Origin of the sequence: Pseudomonas siliginis, from assembly GCF_024072275.1 — a bacterium.
Taxonomy (GTDB): Bacteria; Pseudomonadota; Gammaproteobacteria; order Pseudomonadales; family Pseudomonadaceae; genus Aquipseudomonas; species Aquipseudomonas siliginis.
The window spans coordinates 5,487,357-5,508,448 of the sequence record NZ_CP099598.1 but is presented as its reverse complement, the minus strand read 5'-3'; the positions used below and the strand labels follow the sequence as shown (position 1 = coordinate 5,508,448).

The 21,092-nt window shown below is 60.3% G+C and carries 19 protein-coding genes and 1 riboswitch; of the genes, 6 read left to right on the top strand and 13 right to left on the bottom strand.

The window, feature by feature from the left end; translation table 11 throughout:
- Positions 1–265: 265 nt before the first annotated feature.
- The gene (gene llpB / locus NF676_RS25315; protein WP_252877040.1) at positions 266–763 is read right to left on the bottom strand and encodes a lectin-like bacteriocin LlpB; all 498 of its coding nucleotides are present in this window, start codon (positions 761–763) and stop codon (positions 266–268) included.
- Positions 764–1,063: 300 nt separating this feature from the next.
- Between llpB and NF676_RS25310 the strand changes: the two genes are divergently transcribed.
- Both NF676_RS25310 and NF676_RS25305 read left to right on the top strand, forming a co-directional pair.
- Positions 1,064–1,615 carry a cytochrome b gene (locus tag NF676_RS25310; protein ID WP_041476792.1) on the top strand — a complete coding sequence of 184 codons (552 nt, stop codon included), beginning with the start codon at positions 1,064–1,066 and terminating at the stop codon, positions 1,613–1,615.
- A gap of 31 nt (positions 1,616–1,646) precedes the next feature.
- Entirely contained in the window at positions 1,647–2,225 is a 579-nt protein-coding gene (locus NF676_RS25305; protein WP_039757580.1) for a YceI family protein, read from the top strand.
- 249 nt (positions 2,226–2,474) lie between these two features.
- Here NF676_RS25305 and rhlE2 read toward each other — a convergent pair whose 3' ends face one another.
- The 5 genes from rhlE2 to ahcY all read right to left on the bottom strand — a co-directional run bounded on the left by rhlE2 (position 2,475) and on the right by ahcY (position 9,035).
- Positions 2,475–4,343 carry an RNA helicase RhlE2 gene (rhlE2, locus tag NF676_RS25300; protein WP_252886923.1) on the bottom strand — a complete coding sequence of 623 codons (1,869 nt, stop codon included), beginning with the start codon at positions 4,341–4,343 and terminating at the stop codon, positions 2,475–2,477.
- 221 nt (positions 4,344–4,564) lie between these two features.
- Entirely contained in the window at positions 4,565–5,377 is an 813-nt protein-coding gene (locus NF676_RS25295; RefSeq protein WP_150743443.1) for a substrate-binding periplasmic protein, read from the bottom strand.
- 87 nt (positions 5,378–5,464) lie between these two features.
- Positions 5,465–6,547, bottom strand: coding sequence for a hypothetical protein (locus NF676_RS25290; protein WP_252886922.1), 1,083 nt, complete (start codon positions 6,545–6,547; stop codon positions 5,465–5,467).
- 73 nt (positions 6,548–6,620) lie between these two features.
- Entirely contained in the window at positions 6,621–7,466 is an 846-nt protein-coding gene (metF, locus tag NF676_RS25285; RefSeq protein ID WP_056786871.1) for a methylenetetrahydrofolate reductase [NAD(P)H], read from the bottom strand.
- Between the two features lie 159 nt (positions 7,467–7,625).
- Positions 7,626–9,035, bottom strand: coding sequence for an adenosylhomocysteinase (gene ahcY, locus NF676_RS25280; RefSeq protein WP_016772771.1), 1,410 nt, complete (start codon positions 9,033–9,035; stop codon positions 7,626–7,628).
- 23 nt (positions 9,036–9,058) lie between these two features.
- Positions 9,059–9,157: riboswitch (S-adenosyl-L-homocysteine riboswitch) on the bottom strand.
- Positions 9,158–9,355: 198 nt separating this feature from the next.
- On the opposite strand from ahcY, the gene NF676_RS25275 reads away from it, so the two are divergent.
- Together NF676_RS25275 and NF676_RS25270 are read left to right on the top strand one after the other, a co-directional pair.
- Entirely contained in the window at positions 9,356–9,763 is a 408-nt protein-coding gene (locus NF676_RS25275; RefSeq protein ID WP_071173389.1) for an acyl-CoA thioesterase, read from the top strand.
- 192 nt (positions 9,764–9,955) lie between these two features.
- Positions 9,956–10,843 carry a formate/nitrite transporter family protein gene (locus tag NF676_RS25270; protein ID WP_041476959.1) on the top strand — a complete coding sequence of 296 codons (888 nt, stop codon included), beginning with the start codon at positions 9,956–9,958 and terminating at the stop codon, positions 10,841–10,843.
- Here the strand turns inward: NF676_RS25270 and NF676_RS25265 are convergent, their stop codons facing one another.
- A complete protein-coding gene (locus NF676_RS25265; protein WP_024014630.1) occupies positions 10,844–12,109 on the bottom strand; it encodes a cation:proton antiporter in 1,266 nt (421 codons plus the stop codon).
- A gap of 311 nt (positions 12,110–12,420) precedes the next feature.
- Positions 12,421–13,590: an MFS transporter gene (locus tag NF676_RS25260; protein ID WP_150743445.1), complete on the bottom strand. Its 1,170-nt coding sequence runs from the start codon at positions 13,588–13,590 to the stop codon at positions 12,421–12,423.
- 331 nt (positions 13,591–13,921) lie between these two features.
- On the opposite strand from NF676_RS25260, the gene NF676_RS25255 reads away from it, so the two are divergent.
- Positions 13,922–14,305, top strand: coding sequence for an MAPEG family protein (locus tag NF676_RS25255; protein ID WP_024014628.1), 384 nt, complete (start codon positions 13,922–13,924; stop codon positions 14,303–14,305).
- 113 nt (positions 14,306–14,418) lie between these two features.
- Here the strand turns inward: NF676_RS25255 and mltA are convergent, their stop codons facing one another.
- Positions 14,419–15,603, bottom strand: a complete 1,185-nt coding sequence (gene mltA / locus NF676_RS25250; RefSeq protein WP_252886921.1) for a murein transglycosylase A — start codon at positions 15,601–15,603, stop codon at positions 14,419–14,421.
- 128 nt (positions 15,604–15,731) lie between these two features.
- Between mltA and NF676_RS25245 the strand changes: the two genes are divergently transcribed.
- The gene (locus NF676_RS25245; RefSeq protein WP_095181353.1) at positions 15,732–16,181 is read left to right on the top strand and encodes a c-type cytochrome; all 450 of its coding nucleotides are present in this window, start codon (positions 15,732–15,734) and stop codon (positions 16,179–16,181) included.
- A 165-nt stretch (positions 16,182–16,346) separates the two neighbouring features.
- Here the strand turns inward: NF676_RS25245 and NF676_RS25240 are convergent, their stop codons facing one another.
- From NF676_RS25240 to NF676_RS25225, 4 genes are all read right to left on the bottom strand, one after another.
- On the bottom strand, positions 16,347–16,742 hold the full coding sequence (locus NF676_RS25240; protein WP_016772779.1) for a DUF1090 domain-containing protein: 396 nt from the start codon (positions 16,740–16,742) through the stop codon (positions 16,347–16,349).
- A 97-nt stretch (positions 16,743–16,839) separates the two neighbouring features.
- Positions 16,840–18,516 (bottom strand): NAD-dependent DNA ligase LigB, encoded by a 1,677-nt coding sequence (gene ligB / locus NF676_RS25235; protein WP_252886920.1) that lies wholly within the window; start codon positions 18,514–18,516, stop codon positions 16,840–16,842.
- 221 nt (positions 18,517–18,737) lie between these two features.
- Positions 18,738–19,928, bottom strand: a complete 1,191-nt coding sequence (gene metK, locus NF676_RS25230) for a methionine adenosyltransferase (protein ID WP_024014624.1) — start codon at positions 19,926–19,928, stop codon at positions 18,738–18,740.
- Between the two features lie 18 nt (positions 19,929–19,946).
- Complete coding sequence (locus NF676_RS25225; RefSeq protein WP_056786470.1) at positions 19,947–20,942, bottom strand: ArsR/SmtB family transcription factor; 996 nt, start codon at positions 20,940–20,942, stop codon at positions 19,947–19,949.
- Positions 20,943–21,092 lie beyond the last annotated feature (150 nt).

The following is a 21,092-nucleotide window of genomic DNA, read 5'->3' as shown; positions in this document are numbered from 1 at the left end:
GAGCCTTCCCACAAGATGCTCGGAATGAGGTGATAGCCGCTGCCAGCGCGCCAATTTTATGCTGGAAAAAATTGGAGGCATGCTATGAAAACGCTTATCGCGATACTGGTTTTGATTGCACTTTCCGGATGTAGCAACGGGCAATTTTTCCCCGGCGGCTATGGTTCTGAACTGGCGCACAAGTGCCACATAGACCCCTACAGTGCCGAATGCCTGCAACCGCCGGCAGTACTCCATAACTGATCGGCCATGAATGGCTGGTCAGTCAAAACTCCCACTTGAAGAATTCTGTCCCGTTCGGCAGTTTCCTCAGCCACTTTTGCTTGGGTTTGCGCAGGCGCCCGGGAATGAAACCGAAACGCGCCCAGCGCAGACTGCCCGTGCGCTGGTCGTAAATCACCAGGTTTCCATCGTCCTGCACAGTCATGTATGTGTTGTACCAAAGCGACTTGTCGGTGCTGTGCGTGCTTTCCGCGATCCATAATCGTCGCCTGGAGGGGTCATAAAGAAAGCCGCTGTTGCTGATCACAAACTGCAGCGGCTCGCGCATCTTCTTCGGGTGCAAAGTTGCGCTGTAAGGTTGATTGGCGTCGGCGATCCAGATGATCGCCTCACCGTCCTTGAGCACGAGGTTCCCGTCGCTTTGCAGCATCAGACGAAATCGACCGTTCTCGGATTGCAGGAATTGGCCCGCAGACATCGTTTGATTGGGCGGCAGTACAGACGAACCACTTGCTTGAAAGGGCGTATATCGCAGAGCCATGTTTTCGTGCCTGTTTGAATAATGAAAAGAAGCATCATTCGAGCAGGTTTGAATTGCGCATCAGCGGTACATAGTTATCAGGGTCGAGTTTCGCCGTCTGCGTGTGCAGAGATGACGATGGTCAATGCAGCCCCCGTCATTTGTACAAGCGCTCTACGCAGGAATCGCCTTTAATCCTTCCTTAACACCCCGCTCGCAGACTCTTGATCGTATTTATCGATATTTCAAAGCAAAATTTTCCGCTTTAATTCGATAGATAACTCGCTAGTCTTGGTTCGCAGTTCTCACAGGATTTGGGCAATGCAGCTACGTAACTCTTCTTCGCGCTATGGTTGGGTCAGCATCTTCATGCACTGGGGCGTGGCGCTGGCGGTCTTCGGGCTGTTTGCACTGGGTCTGTGGATGGTTGGGCTGGATTACTACAGCACTTGGCGCAAAGACGCGCCGGATCTGCACAAGAGCATCGGTCTGGTGCTGCTTGGTGTGATGGTGTTGCGGGTGCTGTGGCGCTTCATCAGCCCACCGCCGCCAACGCTGCAAAGCTACAGCCGCATGACCCGTATCGGCGCTAAGTTCGGCCACGGGTTTCTGTATCTGGCGCTGTTCGCTGTGATGATTGCCGGTTACCTGATTTCCACCGCAGACGGTGTCGGGATCCCGGTGTTTGGCCTGTTTGAAGTCCCTGCTCTGCTCTCCGGACTACCGGATCAGGCAGATACCGCTGGGGTGATTCATCTGTGGCTGGCGTGGGCACTGGTAATTTTTTCCGGTCTCCATGCGTTGGCAGCATTGAAGCACCACTTTATCGATCGTGATGCGACCCTCACTCGAATGCTCGGTCGCAAAGCCTGAAATTCAACCTCGACTCAAAGGAAAAGAAAGCATGTTGAAAAAGACTCTGGCCGCTCTGGCAATCGGTTCGGCCGTGCTGTCCGCCAACGTAATGGCTGCTGACTATGTAGTAGACAAGGAAGGCCAGCACGCCTTCGTCGACTTCAAGATCAGCCACCTGGGCTACAGCTACATCACCGGTACCTTCAAGGACATCGACGGCAAGTTCAGCTTCGACGCTGCCAAGCCTGAAGACAGCAAGATCGAGTTCAACGTCAACACTGCCAGCGTGTTCACCAACCACGCCGAGCGCGACAAGCACATCGCCAGCGCTGACTTCCTCAACGCCAGCAAGTTCGGCAAGGCTACTTTCGTATCCACCAGCGTCAAGTCCACCGGTGCCAACACCGCTGACGTGACCGGCGACCTGACCCTGCTGGGCGTGACCAAGCCAGTTGTCGTCAAGGCCACCTTCCTGGGCGAAGGCAAGGATCCATGGGGCGGCTACCGTGCCGGCTTCGAAGGCACCACCACCATCAAGCGTTCCGATTTCGGCAAGCAGAAAGACCTCGGTCCGAAGTCCGATGCGGTCGAGCTGTATGTTTCGTTTGAAGGTGTGAAAGCGAAATAACTTTCGCCGCCACATGAAAACGCCCCCGGTCGAAAGGCCGGGGGCGTTTTTTTTGCCACAACACGCTATTCCTTGTGGGAGCGAGCCTGCTCGCGAAAGCGGTGTGTCAATCGGCATAGATGCAGCTGACCCGCCGCCTTCGCGAGCAGGCTCGCTCCCAAAGGGGTATTGCGGTGTGGCAGAGATAATCGAGGTAAAAAAATGCCCCGGCTCTTTCGAGTCGGGGCATTTTTCATGACGGTATGAAACTCAGCGATTGCGGGTCAGCAGTGCTGGTTTCTCGCCACGCGGGCGGCTTGGCAGTTGATCGAGTTGCTCAGGCGTCGGGAAGCGGTCGGCTTTCGATTCCTTGTGCATGATCTTCGGCCCGTTGCTGCGCGGGTTCTGCACGGCCGGTTCGCTGCGAGGCTGATCGTCACGGGCCGGGCGGCGATTGCGCGGCGCGGATTCGTCGCGACGACCCTGACCGTCACGCGGTGCGCCATTGCGCGGGCCGCTGCGTTTGGCTGGTGGCGTGCCGGTGCTCGAGCCGTTGCTGTTGCGCGGACCGTTCTGGCGACCCTGAGGCTGGCCACCGCGTGGTGCGGGTGCGCCAGCGCCTTGCGCCGGTGCGCCCGGACGACGGCCACGGCCGCCGGCAGGGGCGGCTTTCGGCACGTAGTCGACGCGGTTACCGAAGTTATCGATATCGTCGTCGAGGAATTCGTCCGGGGCACGGTCAGCCGCTGCACGCGGTGGCTGGCTCGGGCGCTGGTCGCGGCTCGGGGTGCCTTCGCGCGGTTTCTGCTGACGGGCAGGGCGCTCGCCACGTTCACCGGCCGGTTTTTCCTTGCCCTTGTCTTTGCCTTTGTCCTTGCGACCACCACCACCGCCGCCGCCATTCGGACCGTCGCCACGCGGGCCACGGGAATTGCGCGGGTTGCGGATGTCCGGACGCTCGCGGGCTTCCGGCTTCTCGGCTTCGATGGTGCTGGAGTCGAAGCCCATCAGATCGCCGTCGGCAATCTTCTGCTTGGTCATGCGCTCGATGCTTTTCAGCAGTTTTTCTTCGTCCGGCGCGACCAGCGAGATCGCCTCGCCCGAACGACCGGCGCGGCCGGTACGGCCGATACGGTGCACATAGTCTTCATCGACGTTCGGCAGCTCGAAGTTGACCACATGCGGCAACTGATCGATGTCCAGGCCACGGGCAGCGATGTCGGTGGCAACCAGAATGCGTACTTCGCCGGCCTTGAAGTCGGCCAGGGCTTTGGTGCGCGCGTTCTGGCTCTTGTTACCGTGGATTGCCACAGCCGGCAGGCCGTGTTTGTCCAGGTATTCAGCGAGACGGTTGGCGCCGTGCTTGGTGCGGGTAAAAACCAGCACCTGTTCCCACGCGCCGGCGGTGATCAGGTGCGCCAGCAGCGCACGCTTGTGGCTGGCCGGCAGGCGGAAAACGCGTTGTTCGATGCGCTCGACCGTGGTGTTTGGCGGCGTGACTTCGATGCGTTCCGGGTTGTGCAGCAGCTTGCCGGCGAGGTCGGTGATGTCTTTGGAGAAGGTCGCCGAGAACAACAGGTTCTGGCGCTTGGCCGGCAGACGCGCGAGGACTTTCTTCACGTCGTGGACAAAACCCATGTCGAGCATGCGGTCGGCTTCGTCGAGAACGAGAATTTCCACGTGGGACAGATCGACGCTGCCCTGGCCGGCGAGGTCGAGCAAGCGACCCGGGCAGGCGACGAGAACGTCGACGCCACGGGACATGGCCTGGACCTGCGGGTTCATGCCGACGCCGCCGAAGATGCAGGCGCTGACGAATTTCAGGTCACGGGCGTAGATCTTGAAGCTCTCGTGCACCTGGGCCGCGAGTTCGCGGGTCGGGGTCAGGACCAGCACGCGCGGTTGGCGCGGGCCGTGACGCTGGGATTTGTCCGGGTGACCGTTGGGGAACAACCGCTCCAGAATCGGGAGGGCGAAGCCGCCGGTTTTACCGGTACCTGTCTGAGCCGCCACCATCAGGTCGCGACCTTGCAACACGGCGGGAATGGCCCGCTGTTGCACCGGAGTAGGCTCGGTATAGCCCGCATCTTCGATGGCACGGACTAAAGCCTCGGAGAGACCGAGGGAAGCAAAGGACATGAGTAATCCTGTTTTAGTTAGGGCTTGGCCCAATGGGAGTCTTGCCTGGCGCGAATCACGTTTAAGAGGACGCAATCCCGTCCGGTCCAGCGGCGGTTCCGAAGGCACGTCAGGAGCGCTCGCGCGGGCTGAAAGCTGCGCTGTAGCGGGTCGAGAGGCCTGTTACGGTTCCGGGCGTCCGGGCGTGAGCCTGGCGGGAACGCCGGAGTATAACAGAGCAATCACTGCGCGCTGCTTTCCTGCTGCTCAACGGTTTCGCCGCTGGCCGTGGCCGAGCGCAGTGATGCCCTATCGACAGGCGCGGCACCGTAGCGCGCGCTGAGCTCCGCGTAGGCCGGTTCGCGCTTGAAACGCTTGAGCTCGGCACCGAAACGCTGCACCAGCAAATCCATGCCGGCATTGCGCCGAACTGCAAGAAACTGGCTCTGGCGACTGATAACCGTCGGGTTTTCCGTGATCAGATCGCGAATATCAAGTTCATCGAGCAAATGCTGACCGACGCGGCGATCGGTAATCAACAGGTCGATGCGTCCGCGCACCAGTTTGCCGAAATTGGCTTCATGGGTTGGCGCCGGCTCACGGGTAAACAGGTCCGACTGGCTGAAGTCAGGGCTGTACAGATAACCCGGCGAGGTGCCGATGGTCAGGCCTTTGAGTTGTTCGAGGGTGTTGAATGGATGCGGCCGCTCGTTGGCGTAGAACATCACGAATTCGACGTCGGACAGCGGTTCGCTGGGGTAGAGCAGAGTGGCGTCGCGTTCGGCGCTGTGAAAGATGTCCAGCGCACCGTCGGCTTGACCGGTCTCGAGCATCGACAGGCAGCGCTTCCACGGCAGGAACTGCCATTCCACTTCAATGCCCAGGCGCTGGAACACGATGGCGGTGGTTTCGTAGTCAAGACCGAGGTTTTTACCACCCTGTTCGTAGACGTAAGGCGCCCACGGCTCGGTGACAATACGCAACTTCTCCCCCCGAGCGGCGACGCTCAGGCAAGTCAGAAGAATAACGCTCAGCAGTTGGGCAATAAGGGGCATGGCCTGAGGTTAGTACGCGAAACGCCTGATGAGAAGCTCTGGCATGCATGTTTCGCGCAGACCCCGGGCGCAATGGCCGCGATGGCCTTATTTGCTTGCGGTTTTCAGGAGGTGTTGGTGGACCTTCGCGTGACGCGCACCAAGGATCCGCTTGACCAGGCCGCGACTGAACCAGTCCCTGAGCAAATGCTGACAAACCGGCTTGCCAATGCGTTGCTGCTGGTTTTCCAGCGCCTTGTCCCACCAGACCGCTGCACACGCCTGATCAAACTCGTTGGGATGTTCATAGCAGCCGTAAAGAATTTCGCGAATGAACTGACGCAGATGTGCCGGCAGCAGCAGTGTGACGAGCTTGTAGAACATCCGCTGCAGTCGCGGTGGTCGAGGCAGTTGCGGTGATACACGTCGGGTGTCGTCCAGTGCAGCCTCGCCGGTCGGGTTGTCGCCATGTTTGGCGACCCAGGCCTGAACCTTGGCCCTGAACAGGTGCTTGCGGCTCCAGTAATGGTGAATCAAATCAGGGCACTTGTTGACGTCCAGCGTGCGATAGGCAGCCACTGACAGGCAGAACTCTTCGAGGGTGTAGGCGCCCTGTGCCGACGGGAACAGCTCATCGATCAAAGCGATGGAGCGGTCGAGCACGTGAGCGTCCTGGCGGTGCAAGCCGATGACGCCGGAGTTGAGCAGGCGCATGTGATCGTCAGTCAGACCTTTGTCCAGCAGTGTGGCCGACAGCGTGCGGTAGAGCAGGCTCATCTTGTTGTCGCCATAGCGGGCGTAGTAGTCATTGCACAGCAGGGTGCCGGGCTGTACCCGCTCGAACAGTTTGAGCGGCGAGCAGTGGAAGAACGTGTCGGTGTCGATCAACAGCGCCGTTTCATGCTCTTCAAGTACCGAGCGCAAAGCGACATGTTTGATGCGGAAATGATAACCGTGGGGCTCGCTCCATTTCTGGCGCGTTTCGGCGTCCAGCGGGCGAACGCGTACGGGGAGATGTGCATAGGGTTGCGGATTGTCGCTGAAGACCTGGATATCGATCGGGGCATCCGGTGTCTCGCGCAACCACGCCAGAGCACTGGCGATGCTGAAAACAGCTTCCTGATGGTAAGTCTCGGCACCGAAAACCAGATAGACCAGTTGAGGGCGTGTTTTTGTTTGCGCGCAGATCATCGACGACAATATTCCATTTGTGCTTTTCAGTGAAAAGGCCCGGTGAGGGCCTTTTTTATCGCATGGAAAACCTTCAGCGCGGCAGCTTGAGGTTGTTCCAGATGGCCAGGCTAGGTTCGGCCTGGTTCATCGAGTAGAAGTGCAGCCCCGGTGCGCCGCCCTGCAGCAGGCGTTCGCACATTTCGCTGACGACTTGTTCGCCAAAGCTTTGAATGCTTCGCGTGTCATCGCCGTAGGCTTCCAGCTGCTTGCGGATCCAGCGCGGGATTTCCGCACCGCAGGCATCGGAGAAGCGCGCGAGTTTGCTGTAGTTGGTGATCGGCATGATCCCCGGCACGATCGGCAGATCCACGCCCAGCGCCTGCAAACGGTCGACGAAGTAGAAGTAGCTGTCGGCGTTGAAGAAGTACTGGGTGATCGCGCTGTCGGCACCGGCCTTTGCCTTGCGCACGAAGTTGGCGAGATCGTCTTCGTAGTTGCGTGCTTGCGGATGCATCTCCGGGTAAGCCGCGACTTCGATATGGAAATGATCGGCGGTTTCTTCACGAATGAATTCCACCAGTTCATTGGCGTGACGCAGCTCACCGCTGGTCATGCCCATGCCGGACGGCAGGTCGCCACGCAGGGCAACGATGCGCTTGATGCCGGCAGCCTTGTATTCGTTCAGCAGGCCGCGCAGGTCGTCCTTGCTGTCACCGACGCACGACAGGTGCGGTGCGGCGGGTACTTTGACTTCGCTTTCCAGCTGCAACACGGTGTTGAGCGTGCGATCACGGGTCGAACCGCCAGCGCCGTAGGTGCAGGAAAAGAAATCAGGGTTGTAGGTGGCCAACTGGCGGGCAGTGGCGAGCAGCTTTTCTTGCCCGGCATCGGTCTTGGTCGGGAAAAACTCGAAGCTGTAGCGACGGTCTTGGGACATGGTCATACCCTTGGAAACAAGTACCTTCGAGGCGCTGCAATCCGGTGTGGTAGCGAGCCTGCTCGCGGAAGAGCTGGGTCAGACAACACGGATGTTGAATGATAAGCCGCCTTCGCGCGCAAGCTCGCTCCCACAGGGAGAGCGAGCATTCAGCGCCTGTTAGTAGCGGTAGGCGTGCGGCTTGAACGGGCCTTCGACGGTGACGCCGATGTAGTCAGCCTGTTGCTTGGTCAGTTGGGTGACCACGCCGCCGAAGCCGCGAACCATTTCCAGGGCCACTTCTTCGTCGAGTTTCTTCGGCAGCACTTCAACGGTCAGACGCTCGGCTTTCTGCGCTGGCGACAGGTCGGCGTACTTCTGGCCGAACAGGAAGATCTGTGCCAGAACCTGGTTGGCGAACGAACCGTCCATGATGCGGCTCGGGTGACCGGTGGCGTTGCCCAGGTTCACCAGACGGCCTTCGGCCAGCAGGATCAGGTAATCGTCGTTCTGTGGATCGAAGCTGCCAGCGCCGGTGCGGTGAACCTTGTGCACCTGTGGCTTCACTTCTTCCCATGCCCAGTTCTTGCGCATGAAAGCGGTGTCGATTTCGTTGTCGAAGTGACCGATGTTGCAGACCACGGCGCGCTTCTTCAGGGCTTTGAGCATGTTCGCGTCGCAAACATTGACGTTACCGGTGGTGGTCACGATCAGGTCGATCTTGCCCAGCAGCGCTTTGTCGATGCTCGCTTCGGAACCGTCGTTGATACCGTCGATGAACGGCGACACCAGTTCGAAGCCGTCCATGCAGGCTTGCATGGCGCAGATCGGGTCAACTTCGGAGACTTTAACGATCATGCCTTCCTGACGCAGCGACTGGGCCGAGCCCTTGCCCACGTCACCGTAACCGATGACCAGCGCTTGCTTGCCGGACAGCAGGTGGTCGGTGCCGCGCTTGATCGCATCGTTCAGGCTGTGACGGCAGCCGTACTTGTTGTCGTTCTTGGACTTGGTCACCGAGTCGTTGACGTTGATCGCCGGGATCTTCAGCTCGCCCTTGGCCAGCATGTCCAGCAGACGGTGTACACCAGTGGTGGTTTCTTCGGTCACGCCGTGAACGCGATCGAGCACTTGCGGGTATTTCTTGTGCAGCAGCTCGGTCAGGTCGCCGCCGTCGTCGAGGATCATGTTGGCGTCCCATGGCTGGCCATCCTTGAGGATGGTCTGCTCCAGGCACCACTCGTACTCTTCTTCAGTCTCGCCTTTCCAGGCGAACACCGGGATACCGGCGGCAGCGATAGCGGCAGCGGCCTGATCCTGAGTGGAGAAAATGTTGCAGGACGACCAGCGTACTTCGGCACCCAGGGCAACCAGGGTTTCGATCAGCACGGCGGTCTGAATGGTCATGTGGATGCAGCCGAGGATTTTTGCGCCTTTGAGCGGCTGCTCGGCAGCGTATTTGCGGCGCAGACCCATCAGGGCAGGCATTTCCGATTCGGCGATGATGGTTTCGCGACGGCCCCAGGCAGCCAGGGACATGTCGGCAACTTTGTAATCGGTAAAATCGGCAGGCGTGTTGACAGCGCTCATGAAGAGCCTCCATTCGTAATGTATGCGAATGGGCGCCGTTGTGCGTTTAGTGTCCGGCGTGAGCCGGTCAACGCCCCATCCGAGCCTGACAGGTCGAACCTGCTGCAGCGCCCCTCGGACAGGTGGCGGGAAAACGGTAGCCAATGAACGTTACCGTTTTTTGAAACGGGGGCGATTATAGCCGCCCGGGCTGATCTTCCAAAGGGTTTCTGTCGGCCAGATGAAGATCGCCAATGGCGACCATAGTCGCAGCTGCCTGGAGCCTGACTGAGCAGTCTGCCAAGATGGGCGCATCTTTCGGCAAGCGCTCAGGAGTGAACATGAATTTCCACACCCGCAAATGGGTTAAACCCGAAGACCTCAACCCCAACGGCACCCTGTTCGGCGGCAGCCTGCTGCGCTGGATCGATGAAGAAGCGGCGATTTACGCCATCGTGCAATTGGGCAACCAGCGCGTGGTGACCAAGTACATCTCGGAAATCAACTTCGTCAGCGCCTCGCGCCAGGGCGACATCATCGAACTGGGCATCACCGCCACCGAATTCGGCCGCACCTCGATCACCCTGACCTGCGAAGTGCGCAACAAGATCACCCGCAAGAGCATCCTGACCGTCGAGAAAATGGTGTTCGTCAACCTCGGCGAAGACGGCCTGCCGGCGCCGCACGGGCGGACCGAGATCAAATACGTGAAAGACCAGTTCAAGGATGACGAAGCCGTCAGCGAGTAATGCGAGCCCTGTAGGAGCTGCCGAAGGCTGCGATCTTTTGATCTTGTTTCTGAAAATCAAAATCAAAAGATCGCAGCCTTCGGCAGCTCCTACCCTGGATTGGCGTGCATCCAGAGATTTGCGCCGCGCCTACAGAACGTATTCCCAAGCGCAACGGTCGTAGCTACATCGCCCCCCACCGGTTGCCACGCCATGACCACCCCCACCAGCGAAAAGACCCCCGACCTCTCGGCCAAGGAGCAGCACGAAGTCGAGAAGAGCCAGCCGCCGCGCGCGGCCGTTCTGCATGAAATCATCCGCACCCAGGGCGACCAGGAACTGGAGCGCAGCATTGCCGCGCTGTGGTGGTCGGCGCTGGCGGCAGGATTGACCATGGGCCTGTCCCTGATGGGCATGGGCCTGCTCAATTCGCGTCTGCCCGATGGCGATGAATTCAAGGTGATCGCCAGCTTCGGCTACTGCGCCGGTTTCCTCGCGGTGATCCTTGCCCGCCAGCAGCTGTTCACCGAAAACACCTTGACCGCCGTGCTGCCGGTGATGACCAAGCCGACGCTGAAGAACTTCCTGCGACTGATCCGTCTGTGGACAGTGGTACTGGTCGGCAACCTCTGCGGGACGATTCTGGTCGCCTACGTGATGCTGGAACTGCCGATTTTCGACAGCAAGACCGACGTCGCCTTCCTCGAGATCGGCCGCAAGGTCATGGAGCACAGCGCCAGTCAGATGTTCGCCAAGGGCATCGTCTCCGGCTGGATGATCGCCACCATGGTCTGGATGATCCCCTCCATGGAGAGCGCGAAGATGTGGATCATCATCCTCATCACCTACTTCATGGCGCTGGGCGACTTCACCCATATCGTCGTCGGATCGGCGGAAGTGTCCTATCTGGTGTTTGCCGGCGAGTTGCCGTGGAGTGATTTCTGGGCGGTGTTCGCCGGGCCGACGCTGGCAGGAAATATCATCGGCGGCAGCTTTATCTTCGCGCTGATCAGCCATGCGCAGATTCGCAGCGAAAGCGGTGCGCCGAAGGAATCTGCGGATCAGGCTGTTAAGCCCGATCCGCAGTCGATCAAGAAATGATCAGTGGTGGGCTGGCTCAGCCACGCTCGCGGGCTCGTTGCGCGTCGCGTGCTTGACCAGTTTGCCGATGGTCAGGCCCTGCAGCAGGATCGACGACAGCACGACGATGTAGGTGATGCTCAGCAGCAGATCGCGCTCCGGGCCCAGCGGCAGCGCCAGCGCCAGTGCCACCGAAACACCGCCGCGCAAACCGCCCCAAGTGAGGATGCGGATGGTGCCGGCCGGCACTGAGCGCCAGCGCCGCAGCAGCAGGATCGCCGGCGCCACGGTAAGCAGGCGCGACAACAGAATCGCCACCGCCAGCAGACCTGCGGCGGCCATGTGCAGCCAGTTGAACGGCAGCAGCAACAACTCCATGCCGATCAGCGCAAACAGCAGCGCGTTGAGCATGTCATCGAGCAATTCCCAGAAACCGTCCAGATAGCGCCTGGTCATGTCGTTCATCGCCAGATTGCGCCCGAGGTTCCCGATGATCAGACCGGCCACCACCATCGCAATCGGCGCCGAGACGTGCAACTCGGTGGACATCGCCGAGCCACCGATCACCAGGGCCAGGGTCAGCATCACGGTGATCTGATGCTGCTCGACGCTTTTGATCATCCGATAGACCAGATAACCGATCAGCCCGCCGAACAACACACCGCCAATGGCCTCATGGACGAAGAGCATGGCCGTGGCGCTGACGGTCGGGGTTTCGCCCAGTTGCGCGATGCCCAGCAGCACGGTGAAGACCACCACCGCCGTGCCGTCGTTGAACAGTGATTCGCCGACGATGGTGGTTTTCAGTGGCTTCGAAGCGTTGGCGGTACGCAACACGCCGAGTACCGCAATTGGGTCGGTCGGTGAGATCAGCGCGCCGAACAACAGGCAGTAGAGGAAACTCACGTGCCAGCCGAACAGGGCAAAAATGTAGAAGGCCAGGCTGCCGATCACCACGGTGGCGATCAACACGCCGAAGGTCGCCAGCAGGCCGATCGGCCAGCGGTAGCTACGCAAATCATTGAGGTTGACGTGCAGGGCGCCGGCGAACAGCAGGAACGAGAGCATCCAGTTCATCAGCAGATCGCCGAAATCGATCTGGCCGATCAGTTGCTGCACGCGGTCTTCGAGGCCGGGAAAGCCGAGGACGCTGAGGCCTTGCAGGAGCAGTGAGAACAGCAGGGCGGTAACCATCACGCCGATGGTCGGCGGCAGGCCGATAAAGCGGAAATTGACGAAGGTCAGGAGGGTGGTGAGGCAGATGAAAGCGGCGACAAGTTCAAGCATCCGGGGTCCTTTGGATGAAGGGTGAATGGAGCGCGACCGGAGGTTGGACGCAGGGGTTTGATGGGGCGGGGTTGGCTGAGGGCACATTCGAATGGCGCGTCATGCTCAACAACAACCCCCTCACCCCAGCCCTCTCCCGAGAGAGAGGGAGCTGACCGAGGTGTCTGGCGAGGTGCATCGACCTGGACGATCGGGTCGATTATGGATTCAGCAATGCACGTTCAAGTCGGCGTGGGTATCGAGCATCCCCCGATCAGTCCCCTCTCCCTTCGGGAGAGGGCTAGGGTAGGGCTCTATCTGACACACCACGATCAGCCAGTCACATTGACCGCACTCGCCTGCCGACGTTGCAGGTAAATGAACAACAGCGCCGTCAGCACCGTCAGCACGCCAACCAGCGCCCCGGTCCACGGCAGATCCGCCAGATCCGCGCCGCTGGCAACCACCAGTCCGCCAATCCAGGCACCTGCTGCGTTGCCCAGATTGAACGCGCTCTGGTTCAGCGTCGAACCCAGATTCGGCGCTTCATGCGCTTGATCGATGATCAGCAGCTGCAGAATCGGGCACAGCGCAAAAGCGAAAATTCCCCACAGCACCAGAGTGATCGCCGCCGGAATCACCGCACGGCTGGTCTGGCTGAACGCCGCCAGAATCACCACAACTGCCAGTGCCACGCCGACCAGTGACGGCAGCAAGCGGCTATCGGCCAGACGCCCGCCGAGCATGCTGCCCGCTGTCAGGCCGACGCCGAACAACAGCAGCATCACCGTCACGCCGTGGGGGCTGACGCCAGTGATGTCTTGCAGGATCGGTGCGATATACGTGAACACGCTGAACAGGCTGGTCGAGGCCAGCACGCTCATGCCCAGCGCCAACAAGACGTTGGCCTTGCCCAGCACTTTGAATTCGCTGGCGAGATTGGCCTTGTCCATCGCGATGTGTTTGGGCAACCACAACCATTGCGCCAACGCCGCCACAATGCCGATCACCGACACCGCCCAGAAGGTCGAGCGCCAGCCAGCGTATTGGCCCAGCGCTGTGCCGAGTGGCACGCCGAGCACGTTGGCCAGGGTCAGGCCGGTGAACATCATGGCAATGGCTTGCGCGCGTTTGTTCGGCGCAACCAGGCCGGCGGCAACCACCGAGCCAATGCCGAAAAACGCGCCATGACACAGCGCCGTGACCACGCGCGCCGCCATCAGCGTCGCGTAGTTCGGCGCGAGCGCGCAGAGCACGTTGCCGAGGATGAACATCAGCGTCATGCCCAGCAGTGTCGCTTTGCGCGGCATATTGGCGGTGCCGATCGCCAGGATCGGTGCGCCGAACACCACGCCCAGGGCGTAACCGGTGATCAGCAGCCCGGCATGAGGAATGCTCACCGCCAGATCGCGGGCAACGTCGGGCAGCAGGCCCATGATGACGAATTCGGTGGTGCCGATGCCGAATGCGGCAACGGCGAGTGCAAGTAAAGCGAGGGGCATGCGCAAGGTCTCTGTCGGTAGTCTTGACGCTTTGATCAGGCATACGCGTGCCAGCGACCGTTTTCGAAGAAAGCGGAGCAGGCAGCTTTTATTGGAGTTTTTGGTGTGCAGCTGAGTACGGCGTGGTGGGTTGCAGTATAAACAGCTGCTGACACATGGCGAATCAATAATCTGACTAATCGACGGCTCACTGGAATTGCCGTGTTATATCCAGCTGAAAGAACCTTTCGGCCGGGCGCTGCTCTTAGCCTGTGGGCAGGTGCTGATCGGCATGCTGGTGATGAAGTTCTGACCGCTCGCCAATTTCTCCAATCGAAAAAAGGACGACGTTATGACAGTGGCTCTGTGGTGTGTGTTGATCGCGATTTTCCTGCCGTACGTGTGCACGATCGTGGCGAAGGCCACCGGCGGTTTCCGCCTCAAGGACAATTACGATCCACGGGACTTTCTCGACAGCGTCGATGGCGTCGCCCGTCGCGCCCACGCCGCGCAACTGAACAGCTTTGAAGTAACGCCCGCGTTTGCCGCTGCGGTGATCGTTGCGCATCTGGTCGGCACTGCGGAGCTGGTGACGGTCAATGTGCTGGCCGTGCTGTTTATCACCAGTCGCCTGCTGTACATCATTTGCTACCTGGCTGACTGGGCTGCACTGCGTTCGGTGGTGTGGTTTATCGGGATGGGGCTGATTGCTTCGTTCTTCTTTGTGTCGATCTGACTATCGGCTGTTGCTGCCGGCCTCTTCGCGAGCAGGCTCGCTCCCACATGGAATGCATTCCAGATGTGGGAGCGAGCCTGCTCGCGAAAGCGATGGATCAGACCACGAAGAACCTAAGACTTTTGCTTCGGTGTATCCGCCACCTGCGGCACTTGCGGCAACTCTTTTCCTTTAGGCCAGAGCATCCAGATCTGCCCCTGCTGTTTCATGTCCCCGGCCAGTTGCCCGGCCGCATCGCCGGTGCCCCAGAACAGATCCGCGCGCACCTCGCCGGCAATCGCGCCGCCGGTGTCCTGCGCCGCGACCGGGCGCACCAGTGGGGTGCCATCCGGTTTGGTGGTCGACAGCCATAACAGACTGCCCAACGGAATTACTTTGCGATCCACTGCCGCGCTGTAGCCGGCGGTCAACGGCACGTTCAGCGAGCCGCGCGGGCCTTCGTTGCTGTCCGGGTTGCGGGTGAAGAACACGTAGCTCGGGTTGCTGGCCAGCAGTTGCGGAATGCGCGTGGGGTTGGCCTTGGCCCAGTTGCTGATCGCGGTCATGGTCACGTCTTCTTTCTTCAGCTCGCCTTGCTCGACCAGCCAGCGACCGATCGGTCGGTACGGGTGGCCGTTCTGATCGGCGTAGGCAATGCGCAGCTGTTTGCCGTCCTCGGTCTGAATCCGGCCCGAGCCCTGGATCTGCAGAAATTGCAGGTTCATCGGATCAGTCAGATAGGCGACCACTGGCGCTTTCACGCCATTGGATTCAATGGTCGCCGCGTCGTCGTAAGGCTTGAGCACGCGTCCTTCGAGGCGGCCGCGCAGGCGCTTGCCTTTCAATTCCGGGTAGATGCTGTCGAGCGAGACGATGATCATGTCTTCCGGCACGCCATACACCGGCACGTTCGCCGTTGCGGTTGGCGTCAGGCTGCCGGGGTACACCGGTTCGTAGTAGCCAGTGATCAGGCCGTTGGGGTTGTCGTTCTCGGCGCGCAGGCCGTAGACATCGAGATTCTGCTTGAGGAATGCACGAATCTCGGCGGCGCTTTGCGGCACATTCGCCGCCGCAGCGCAGGTCGGCCCCCAGACTGCGTCGGCTTTGAGTCGGGTGCACGCGCTGCGCCAGGAACCGAAACCGGCGACCAGATCGCTGTCGGAGACCGCGGGCAAGGCTTCCCAGGTCGCGCTGGAATAGGTGGCCAGCGCATGGGTTTTTGGTTTGGCGCTGTCGCCGCCTGTGCAACCGGCGAGGATGGCGAGCAGTGGAAGGGTGACGATAAGCGGGTGACGCCAGGCCGTGAAGCGGCTGTTCATGGAGTGATTCCTGTGCCGATTGGCCGAGAGCTCCATGCGCTCGACCAACCCGTATTTTTAATAGGGCTATTGGTGTTTGGCGGTGAGCCTAGGATACTGGCCGCCGATTTCCGCGACCTGAAGCCATCATGACTCTGAAACCAATTGCTGTTGTATTGCTGGCCTGTCTGACCTTGTCCGCCTGTGGCGGCGTCGACCCGAATTCGCCGCTGGGCCAGCGCAAGGCCATCTTCAAGCAGATGCTCAAGACCAGCGAAGACCTCGGCGGCATGTTGCGTGGGCGCATTGCCTTCGACGGACCGAAATTTGCCGAGGGCGCGGTCAGACTTGATGCGTTGGCCCATGAACCGTGGAAGCATTTTCCGCAGGTGCGCGAGGAAGATCACACCAGCGCCAAGGATGATGTCTGGCAGAAACAGGCGCGTTTTCAGCAACTGGCCCGCGCCCTCGAAGCGGCAACCGGTGAACTGGTGGTCGCCAGTCAGGTTCAGCCGTACAAGGCCAGCAATCTCGGACCGGCAGTGCAGAAAGTCGAGGATGCCTGCAGTGCTTGCCATAAAGAGTTTCGCGATCATTGATTCCTGAGGCTGCTGAGTACCTTGTGGCGAGGGGATTTATCCCCGATGGGCTGCGAAGCAGCCCAAAAACCATATAACCGAGTTTTTTCAGTCGGACCCGACCAGTCGAATTTGCGACGGCTTCGCCGCCGGACGGGGATAAATCCCCTCACCACAGGGCTTGGGTTACTTATCGATCTCGTCCAGCGCTTCCTGCAGTTCCTTGCGCGACTCGGCGAGCTTTTCCTTGCGCTTGTTGATCTTCTCCGGATCGCCCTTCTTCATGGCCTTGTCGAGGTCCGCCTGACGCTGGCTGACTTCATGCTTGGCCTCAAGCACCTTGTTCTCACGCTCTTTCTTCAGCCCGGCGTCGGTGCAATGTTCGTTCACTTCACGCAGTGCGGTTTCCAGGCCTGCCTGCTGCTCCATGTTGCCGCGCGACTTGGCCTGTTCGATCTGATTGATGATGCCCTGCTTCTTGGCAGCGCAACCGGTCAGGCCCGGGCCGTCTTCTTCGGCCATGACCGGGGCGGCCATGACGCCGCAAAGAGTAAGCAGGGCGAGCGGTGCGAGAAATTTCATAAAAGCTCCATGTGCAAAGGCAATCGGGGTGGGAGGGCACTGCGCTGTTGGAGCGTCTGGCCGGCCGTTGGGTTCCCGCCGGGCGGGGATTGCAGGTTCAGAAGCCGTCGATTCCGGCGGCTTTCAGGGTGTCACTCAAAGCCAGTACCTGCGGGTCGCGAAAGAATGCGCTCAGTTGCGCCGCGCGTCCCGGGCCGATACCGGCTTCTGCCTGCCATTGTTCAGTGTCGCGTTGTGCCAGGGCCTGCCACGAATCGTCCAGTTGTGCCTGTCCGGTCGGCGGCATGCCCAGCGCTTTCAACCATCGAGCGAACGGCTGTTGCCGCGCGCCCTGAAAACTGTCGATCAGCCGTGCGCTGCTGCGCTCGCCGAGGCCGGCAATGTTAGCAAGCTCTGACGCATCGAGGGTCAGCCAATCCAGCAGGTGTTTCAGACGGCCTGTTTCCAAAAGTTTCTCCCAAGTGCCGCGACCGACATGCTGCATGGCCAGGCCCTGCTTGCCACTGAGCCAGGTAAGACGCGCGAGAAACTGGCTTTCACACCCCGGCGTCGGTTGCCAGCAGCTCAGGGCGTGGTAGTCGCCAGCATCGGGGATGTTGATGTCCGCCCGTTCGCTGGTGCGCAGCACGACACTGTCGAGGCGCGGAATGGTCAGCCCGGCCAGACTGATTGCCACCTGATCGCCGGGGCGGATGTCGAGGGTTTGCCAGCGCTTGAGCGAGCTGACGCTGACCCGTTTGATTTCGCGGTCATCGAGTCTGACCGGCAGCAGTTCCAGCACCGGCGTGATCCGCCCGGTGCGGCCGATTTTGAAGTTGACCTTGCGCACTTCGGCCAATGCCTGGGCGAACGGGTATTTCCAGGCAATCGCCCAATACGGCGCGCGAGCCTGCCAGCGTTCGGCGGGTGGCCGTTGGCTCTGACGCAGCACCACGCCGTCGCTGGCAAAGGGCAGTGGCGAGCGATACCAGTGCTCGCGCCATTTTTGCGCGTCTTCGAATCGGGTGACGGGCTGGGTATAGGGCTCGGTTGTGGCGAACCCCAATGTCTGAAGTTCGGACAATCTTTCCGGCAGCCGCACAGGACCTTGCGGCCAGTCCCAGACAAACAGGCCGATCCCGGCGGCCTGTTCAACATCGAGTGTTTTACGTCCCATCAGCCCGGCGACGGTGGCGCGGGCATTGACGCTGCCGGACTGTGATTGAACATGCGCGCTCAGGCGCCAATAGAGTTCGCCCTGTACCAGCAGATCCCGTGGCTGCCTCAATCGTTGCGGAATGGCTGCAATCCTGCGCGCGGAGGCTGTCCAGTCCTGGCCGTTGACCCCATCACCGCGACTGATCGCCTGCTGCAATACCCCCTGGCGGTAGATCAGCGTGACAGCCACGCCGTCGACCTTGGGTTGCACCCAGACGTTCTGGCGATCACGCAACCAGTGGGCGACGTCTTCGACTTTGTGCAGCTTGTCCAGGCCGGTGTGGGCGATGGGGTGGGTGACCGTGCCGGACGCGGTGCGCAACGGCTGCGGGGATGTGGGTTGGTTGAAACAGGCTTGCCATTCTTTCAGCCGCAGTCGGGACTGGTCATAGAGTTCGTCGCTGATCAATGAACGGCCTTCGCGGTGATAGGCGTCGTCCCATTGGTCGATCCGGTTTTGCAGGCTGGTGATTTCGCGTTGGGCTTGGGAAAGATCCCAGTTCGGACAGTTGGCTTGGCTGACAAGGGTGATGAGTGCCAGCAGGAAGGCCAGCAACAGGCGCAGTGTGAAGAGCATCGTTGAGCGTCCTTGCTCGGGGGTAATATTTGAAGGGTAGGTGAGGATTCGAAATGCGTTACCGGGGGTGTTTTTCGAGGTGTTTCCGGATTCTGAATTGACGTTGCATGGGCGGGCGCCTTCGCGAGCAGGCTCGCTCCCGCAGGGATCTCAAAAATCTGTCAGGCATGAAAAAGCCCCGCACGGCGCGAACCGTGCGGGGCTTTCTTGCAGCCAGGGTATTACAGGCCAGCGGCGGAACGCAGGGCGTCGGCGCGGTCGGTTTTTTCCCAGGTGAACGTGGTGAAGCTGTCTTCGCCAACGGTCTTGGTCTGCGGCGCGCGACCGAAGTGGCCGTAGGCTGCGGTTTCCTGGTACATCGGGTGCAGCAGGTCGAGCATGGTGGTGATCGCGTATGGACGCAGGTCGAACACTTCACGCACCAGTTTGATGATCTTGTCATCGCTGATCTTGCCGGTGCCGAAGGTGTTCAACGAGATCGACGTAGGCTGGGCCACACCGATCGCGTAGGACACCTGAATCTCGCAACGCTCGGCAAGGCCGGCCGCAACGATGTTCTTGGCCACGTAACGGCCTGCGTAGGCAGCCGAACGGTCAACCTTCGATGGATCCTTGCCGGAGAACGCGCCGCCGCCGTGACGGGCCATGCCGCCGTAGCTGTCGACGATGATCTTGCGACCGGTCAGACCGCAGTCACCTACCGGGCCACCAATGATGAACTGGCCGGTCGGGTTGATGTGGAACTGGGTGTCCTTGCTCAGCAGTTCGGCAGGCAGTACGTGCTTGACGATCAGCTCCATCACGCCTTCGCGCAGGTCTTTGTACGACACTTCCGGGTTGTGCTGGGTCGACAGAACCACAGCGTCGATGCCGACAACCTTGCCGCCTTCGTAACGGCAGGTCACTTGCGACTTGGCATCCGGACGCAGCCACGGCAGCAGGCCCGACTTGCGTGCTTCAGCCTGACGCTGCACCAGCTGGTGCGAGAAGGTGATCGGCGCTGGCATCAAAACGTCGGTTTCGTTGCTGGCGTAACCGAACATCAGGCCCTGGTCGCCGGCGCCCTGATCTTCAGGCTTGGCGCGGTCGACACCCTGGTTGATGTCAGGGGACTGCTTGCCGATGATGTTCATCACGCCGCAGGTCGCGCCGTCGAAGCCGACTTCGGAGCTGGTGTAGCCGATGTCGCAAATCACGTCACGAACGATCTGCTCCAGGTCGACCCAGGCGCTGGTGGTCACTTCACCAGCAACGATGGCCACGCCGGTCTTGACCAGGGTTTCCACGGCCACGCGAGCGTGTTTGTCCTGGGCAATAATGGCGTCCAGCACCGCATCGGAAATCTGGTCGGCGATTTTGTCCGGATGTCCTTCAGACACGGACTCGGAGGTGAAGAGGGAGTATTCGCTCATCTCGATGTTTTCCTGAATTTACCGATGGTGAGTGTCGCCAGCCGGTCGCTGAAAGTGGCGAACCTGGATCTGGAAACCATTACGTAAGCCTACATAGAGGCTTTCCCCGGGAACGAGTCCCGCAGCGGTGGCCCAACGGGCCAGATCGTCCTGTTCAAACCCCAACCAGAGATCACCGCAGGCCTCCCTGGCCCAACTCTGGTTGTGGCTACATAACTCTGTCACGAGCAGGCTACCGCCCGGTTGCAGCAAATCGGCCATGTGCCTGAGCGCATCGGCCGGAGCGGCGAAATGGTGCAGGACCATGTTCAGCACCACGCAATGGGCCTTGAGGCTTGTGCCGTTCAATGCATCGGCCAATTGCAGGCTGACGTTAGCCAACTGTTCACGTTCACACACCTGACGCGCCAGTTCGAGCATCGCCGGGCTGTTGTCCAGCGCGGTTACGGTGCCGAAACGACGGGCCAGTTCCGGCAGAAAAGCACCATCGCCGGGGCCGACTTCAATGGCCGTGGCTGCACCATCGAAGTTCAGTTTGTCGAGCAGGGCCAGCACGCTGTCACGGTACTGCGGCAGGCCTGCGATCAAATCTTGCTGGGCACGGAATTTCTCCGCGACCCGGGCGAAAAAGTCCCGGCTGGCGGCGGCACGCTGACCATGAACCTGCTCGATGCGTGCTTGCACTTCATCAGGCAGATCCAGATTGTCGACTTCTTCCAGCAATGCCGCGTGCAGCTTGCCGCCGAGCAATTCGCTGTGGGGCAGGGCACGACGATAGAAAATCGCGTTGCCCTCACGGCGTGTCGCCACCAGATCGGCTTGCGCCAGCACCTTGAGGTGATGGCTCATGCCCGACTGGCCGATGCCAAAAATCTGCGCCAGCTCCAGCACGCCAAACGAATCGTTGGCCAGCGCGCGCAATACATTCAGCCGCAGCGGATCGCCGCCGGCCTTGCACAGGGCCGCCAGCTCGTCGCAATCGTCATGGCGAATGGAAGGCACGCGTAAGTTCATAGGGCTGGCAGTCTAGAGACGGGGACAAGGCACCGCAAGGTCAATATCAAAAAGTTTTGATATTGCTCGATAAATGGCACTTCTCGGCGGACGGCAGTCTCTACAAACGAATAGCGGAAAGGTTTCACCAAGCGAAACCTGTGCTATCGA

What these genes read in the sequence shown, in the direction of transcription:
- NF676_RS25295 (WP_150743443.1), bottom strand. Translation starts at nt 5,377, where the DNA reads ATGCCCCTTATTGCCCAACTGCTGAGCGTTATTCTTCTGACTTGCCTG.
- NF676_RS25245 (WP_095181353.1), top strand. Translation starts at nt 15,732, where the DNA reads ATGACTCTGAAACCAATTGCTGTTGTATTGCTGGCCTGTCTGACCTTG.
- NF676_RS25240 (WP_016772779.1), bottom strand. Translation starts at nt 16,742, where the DNA reads ATGAAATTTCTCGCACCGCTCGCCCTGCTTACTCTTTGCGGCGTCATG.
- ahcY (WP_016772771.1), bottom strand. Translation starts at nt 9,035, where the DNA reads ATGAGCGCTGTCAACACGCCTGCCGATTTTACCGATTACAAAGTTGCC.
- NF676_RS25255 (WP_024014628.1), top strand. Translation starts at nt 13,922, where the DNA reads ATGACAGTGGCTCTGTGGTGTGTGTTGATCGCGATTTTCCTGCCGTAC.
- mltA (WP_252886921.1), bottom strand. Translation starts at nt 15,603, where the DNA reads ATGAACAGCCGCTTCACGGCCTGGCGTCACCCGCTTATCGTCACCCTT.
- NF676_RS25270 (WP_041476959.1), top strand. Translation starts at nt 9,956, where the DNA reads ATGACCACCCCCACCAGCGAAAAGACCCCCGACCTCTCGGCCAAGGAG.
- NF676_RS25290 (WP_252886922.1), bottom strand. Translation starts at nt 6,547, where the DNA reads ATGATCTGCGCGCAAACAAAAACACGCCCTCAACTGGTCTATCTGGTT.
- metF (WP_056786871.1), bottom strand. Translation starts at nt 7,466, where the DNA reads ATGTCCCAAGACCGTCGCTACAGCTTCGAGTTTTTCCCGACCAAGACC.
- metK (WP_024014624.1), bottom strand. Translation starts at nt 19,928, where the DNA reads ATGAGCGAATACTCCCTCTTCACCTCCGAGTCCGTGTCTGAAGGACAT.
- NF676_RS25265 (WP_024014630.1), bottom strand. Translation starts at nt 12,109, where the DNA reads ATGCTTGAACTTGTCGCCGCTTTCATCTGCCTCACCACCCTCCTGACC.
- NF676_RS25275 (WP_071173389.1), top strand. Translation starts at nt 9,356, where the DNA reads ATGAATTTCCACACCCGCAAATGGGTTAAACCCGAAGACCTCAACCCC.
- ligB (WP_252886920.1), bottom strand. Translation starts at nt 18,516, where the DNA reads ATGCTCTTCACACTGCGCCTGTTGCTGGCCTTCCTGCTGGCACTCATC.
- NF676_RS25305 (WP_039757580.1), top strand. Translation starts at nt 1,647, where the DNA reads ATGTTGAAAAAGACTCTGGCCGCTCTGGCAATCGGTTCGGCCGTGCTG.
- NF676_RS25260 (WP_150743445.1), bottom strand. Translation starts at nt 13,590, where the DNA reads ATGCCCCTCGCTTTACTTGCACTCGCCGTTGCCGCATTCGGCATCGGC.
- rhlE2 (WP_252886923.1), bottom strand. Translation starts at nt 4,343, where the DNA reads ATGTCCTTTGCTTCCCTCGGTCTCTCCGAGGCTTTAGTCCGTGCCATC.
- NF676_RS25225 (WP_056786470.1), bottom strand. Translation starts at nt 20,942, where the DNA reads ATGAACTTACGCGTGCCTTCCATTCGCCATGACGATTGCGACGAGCTG.
- NF676_RS25310 (WP_041476792.1), top strand. Translation starts at nt 1,064, where the DNA reads ATGCAGCTACGTAACTCTTCTTCGCGCTATGGTTGGGTCAGCATCTTC.
- llpB (WP_252877040.1), bottom strand. Translation starts at nt 763, where the DNA reads ATGGCTCTGCGATATACGCCCTTTCAAGCAAGTGGTTCGTCTGTACTG.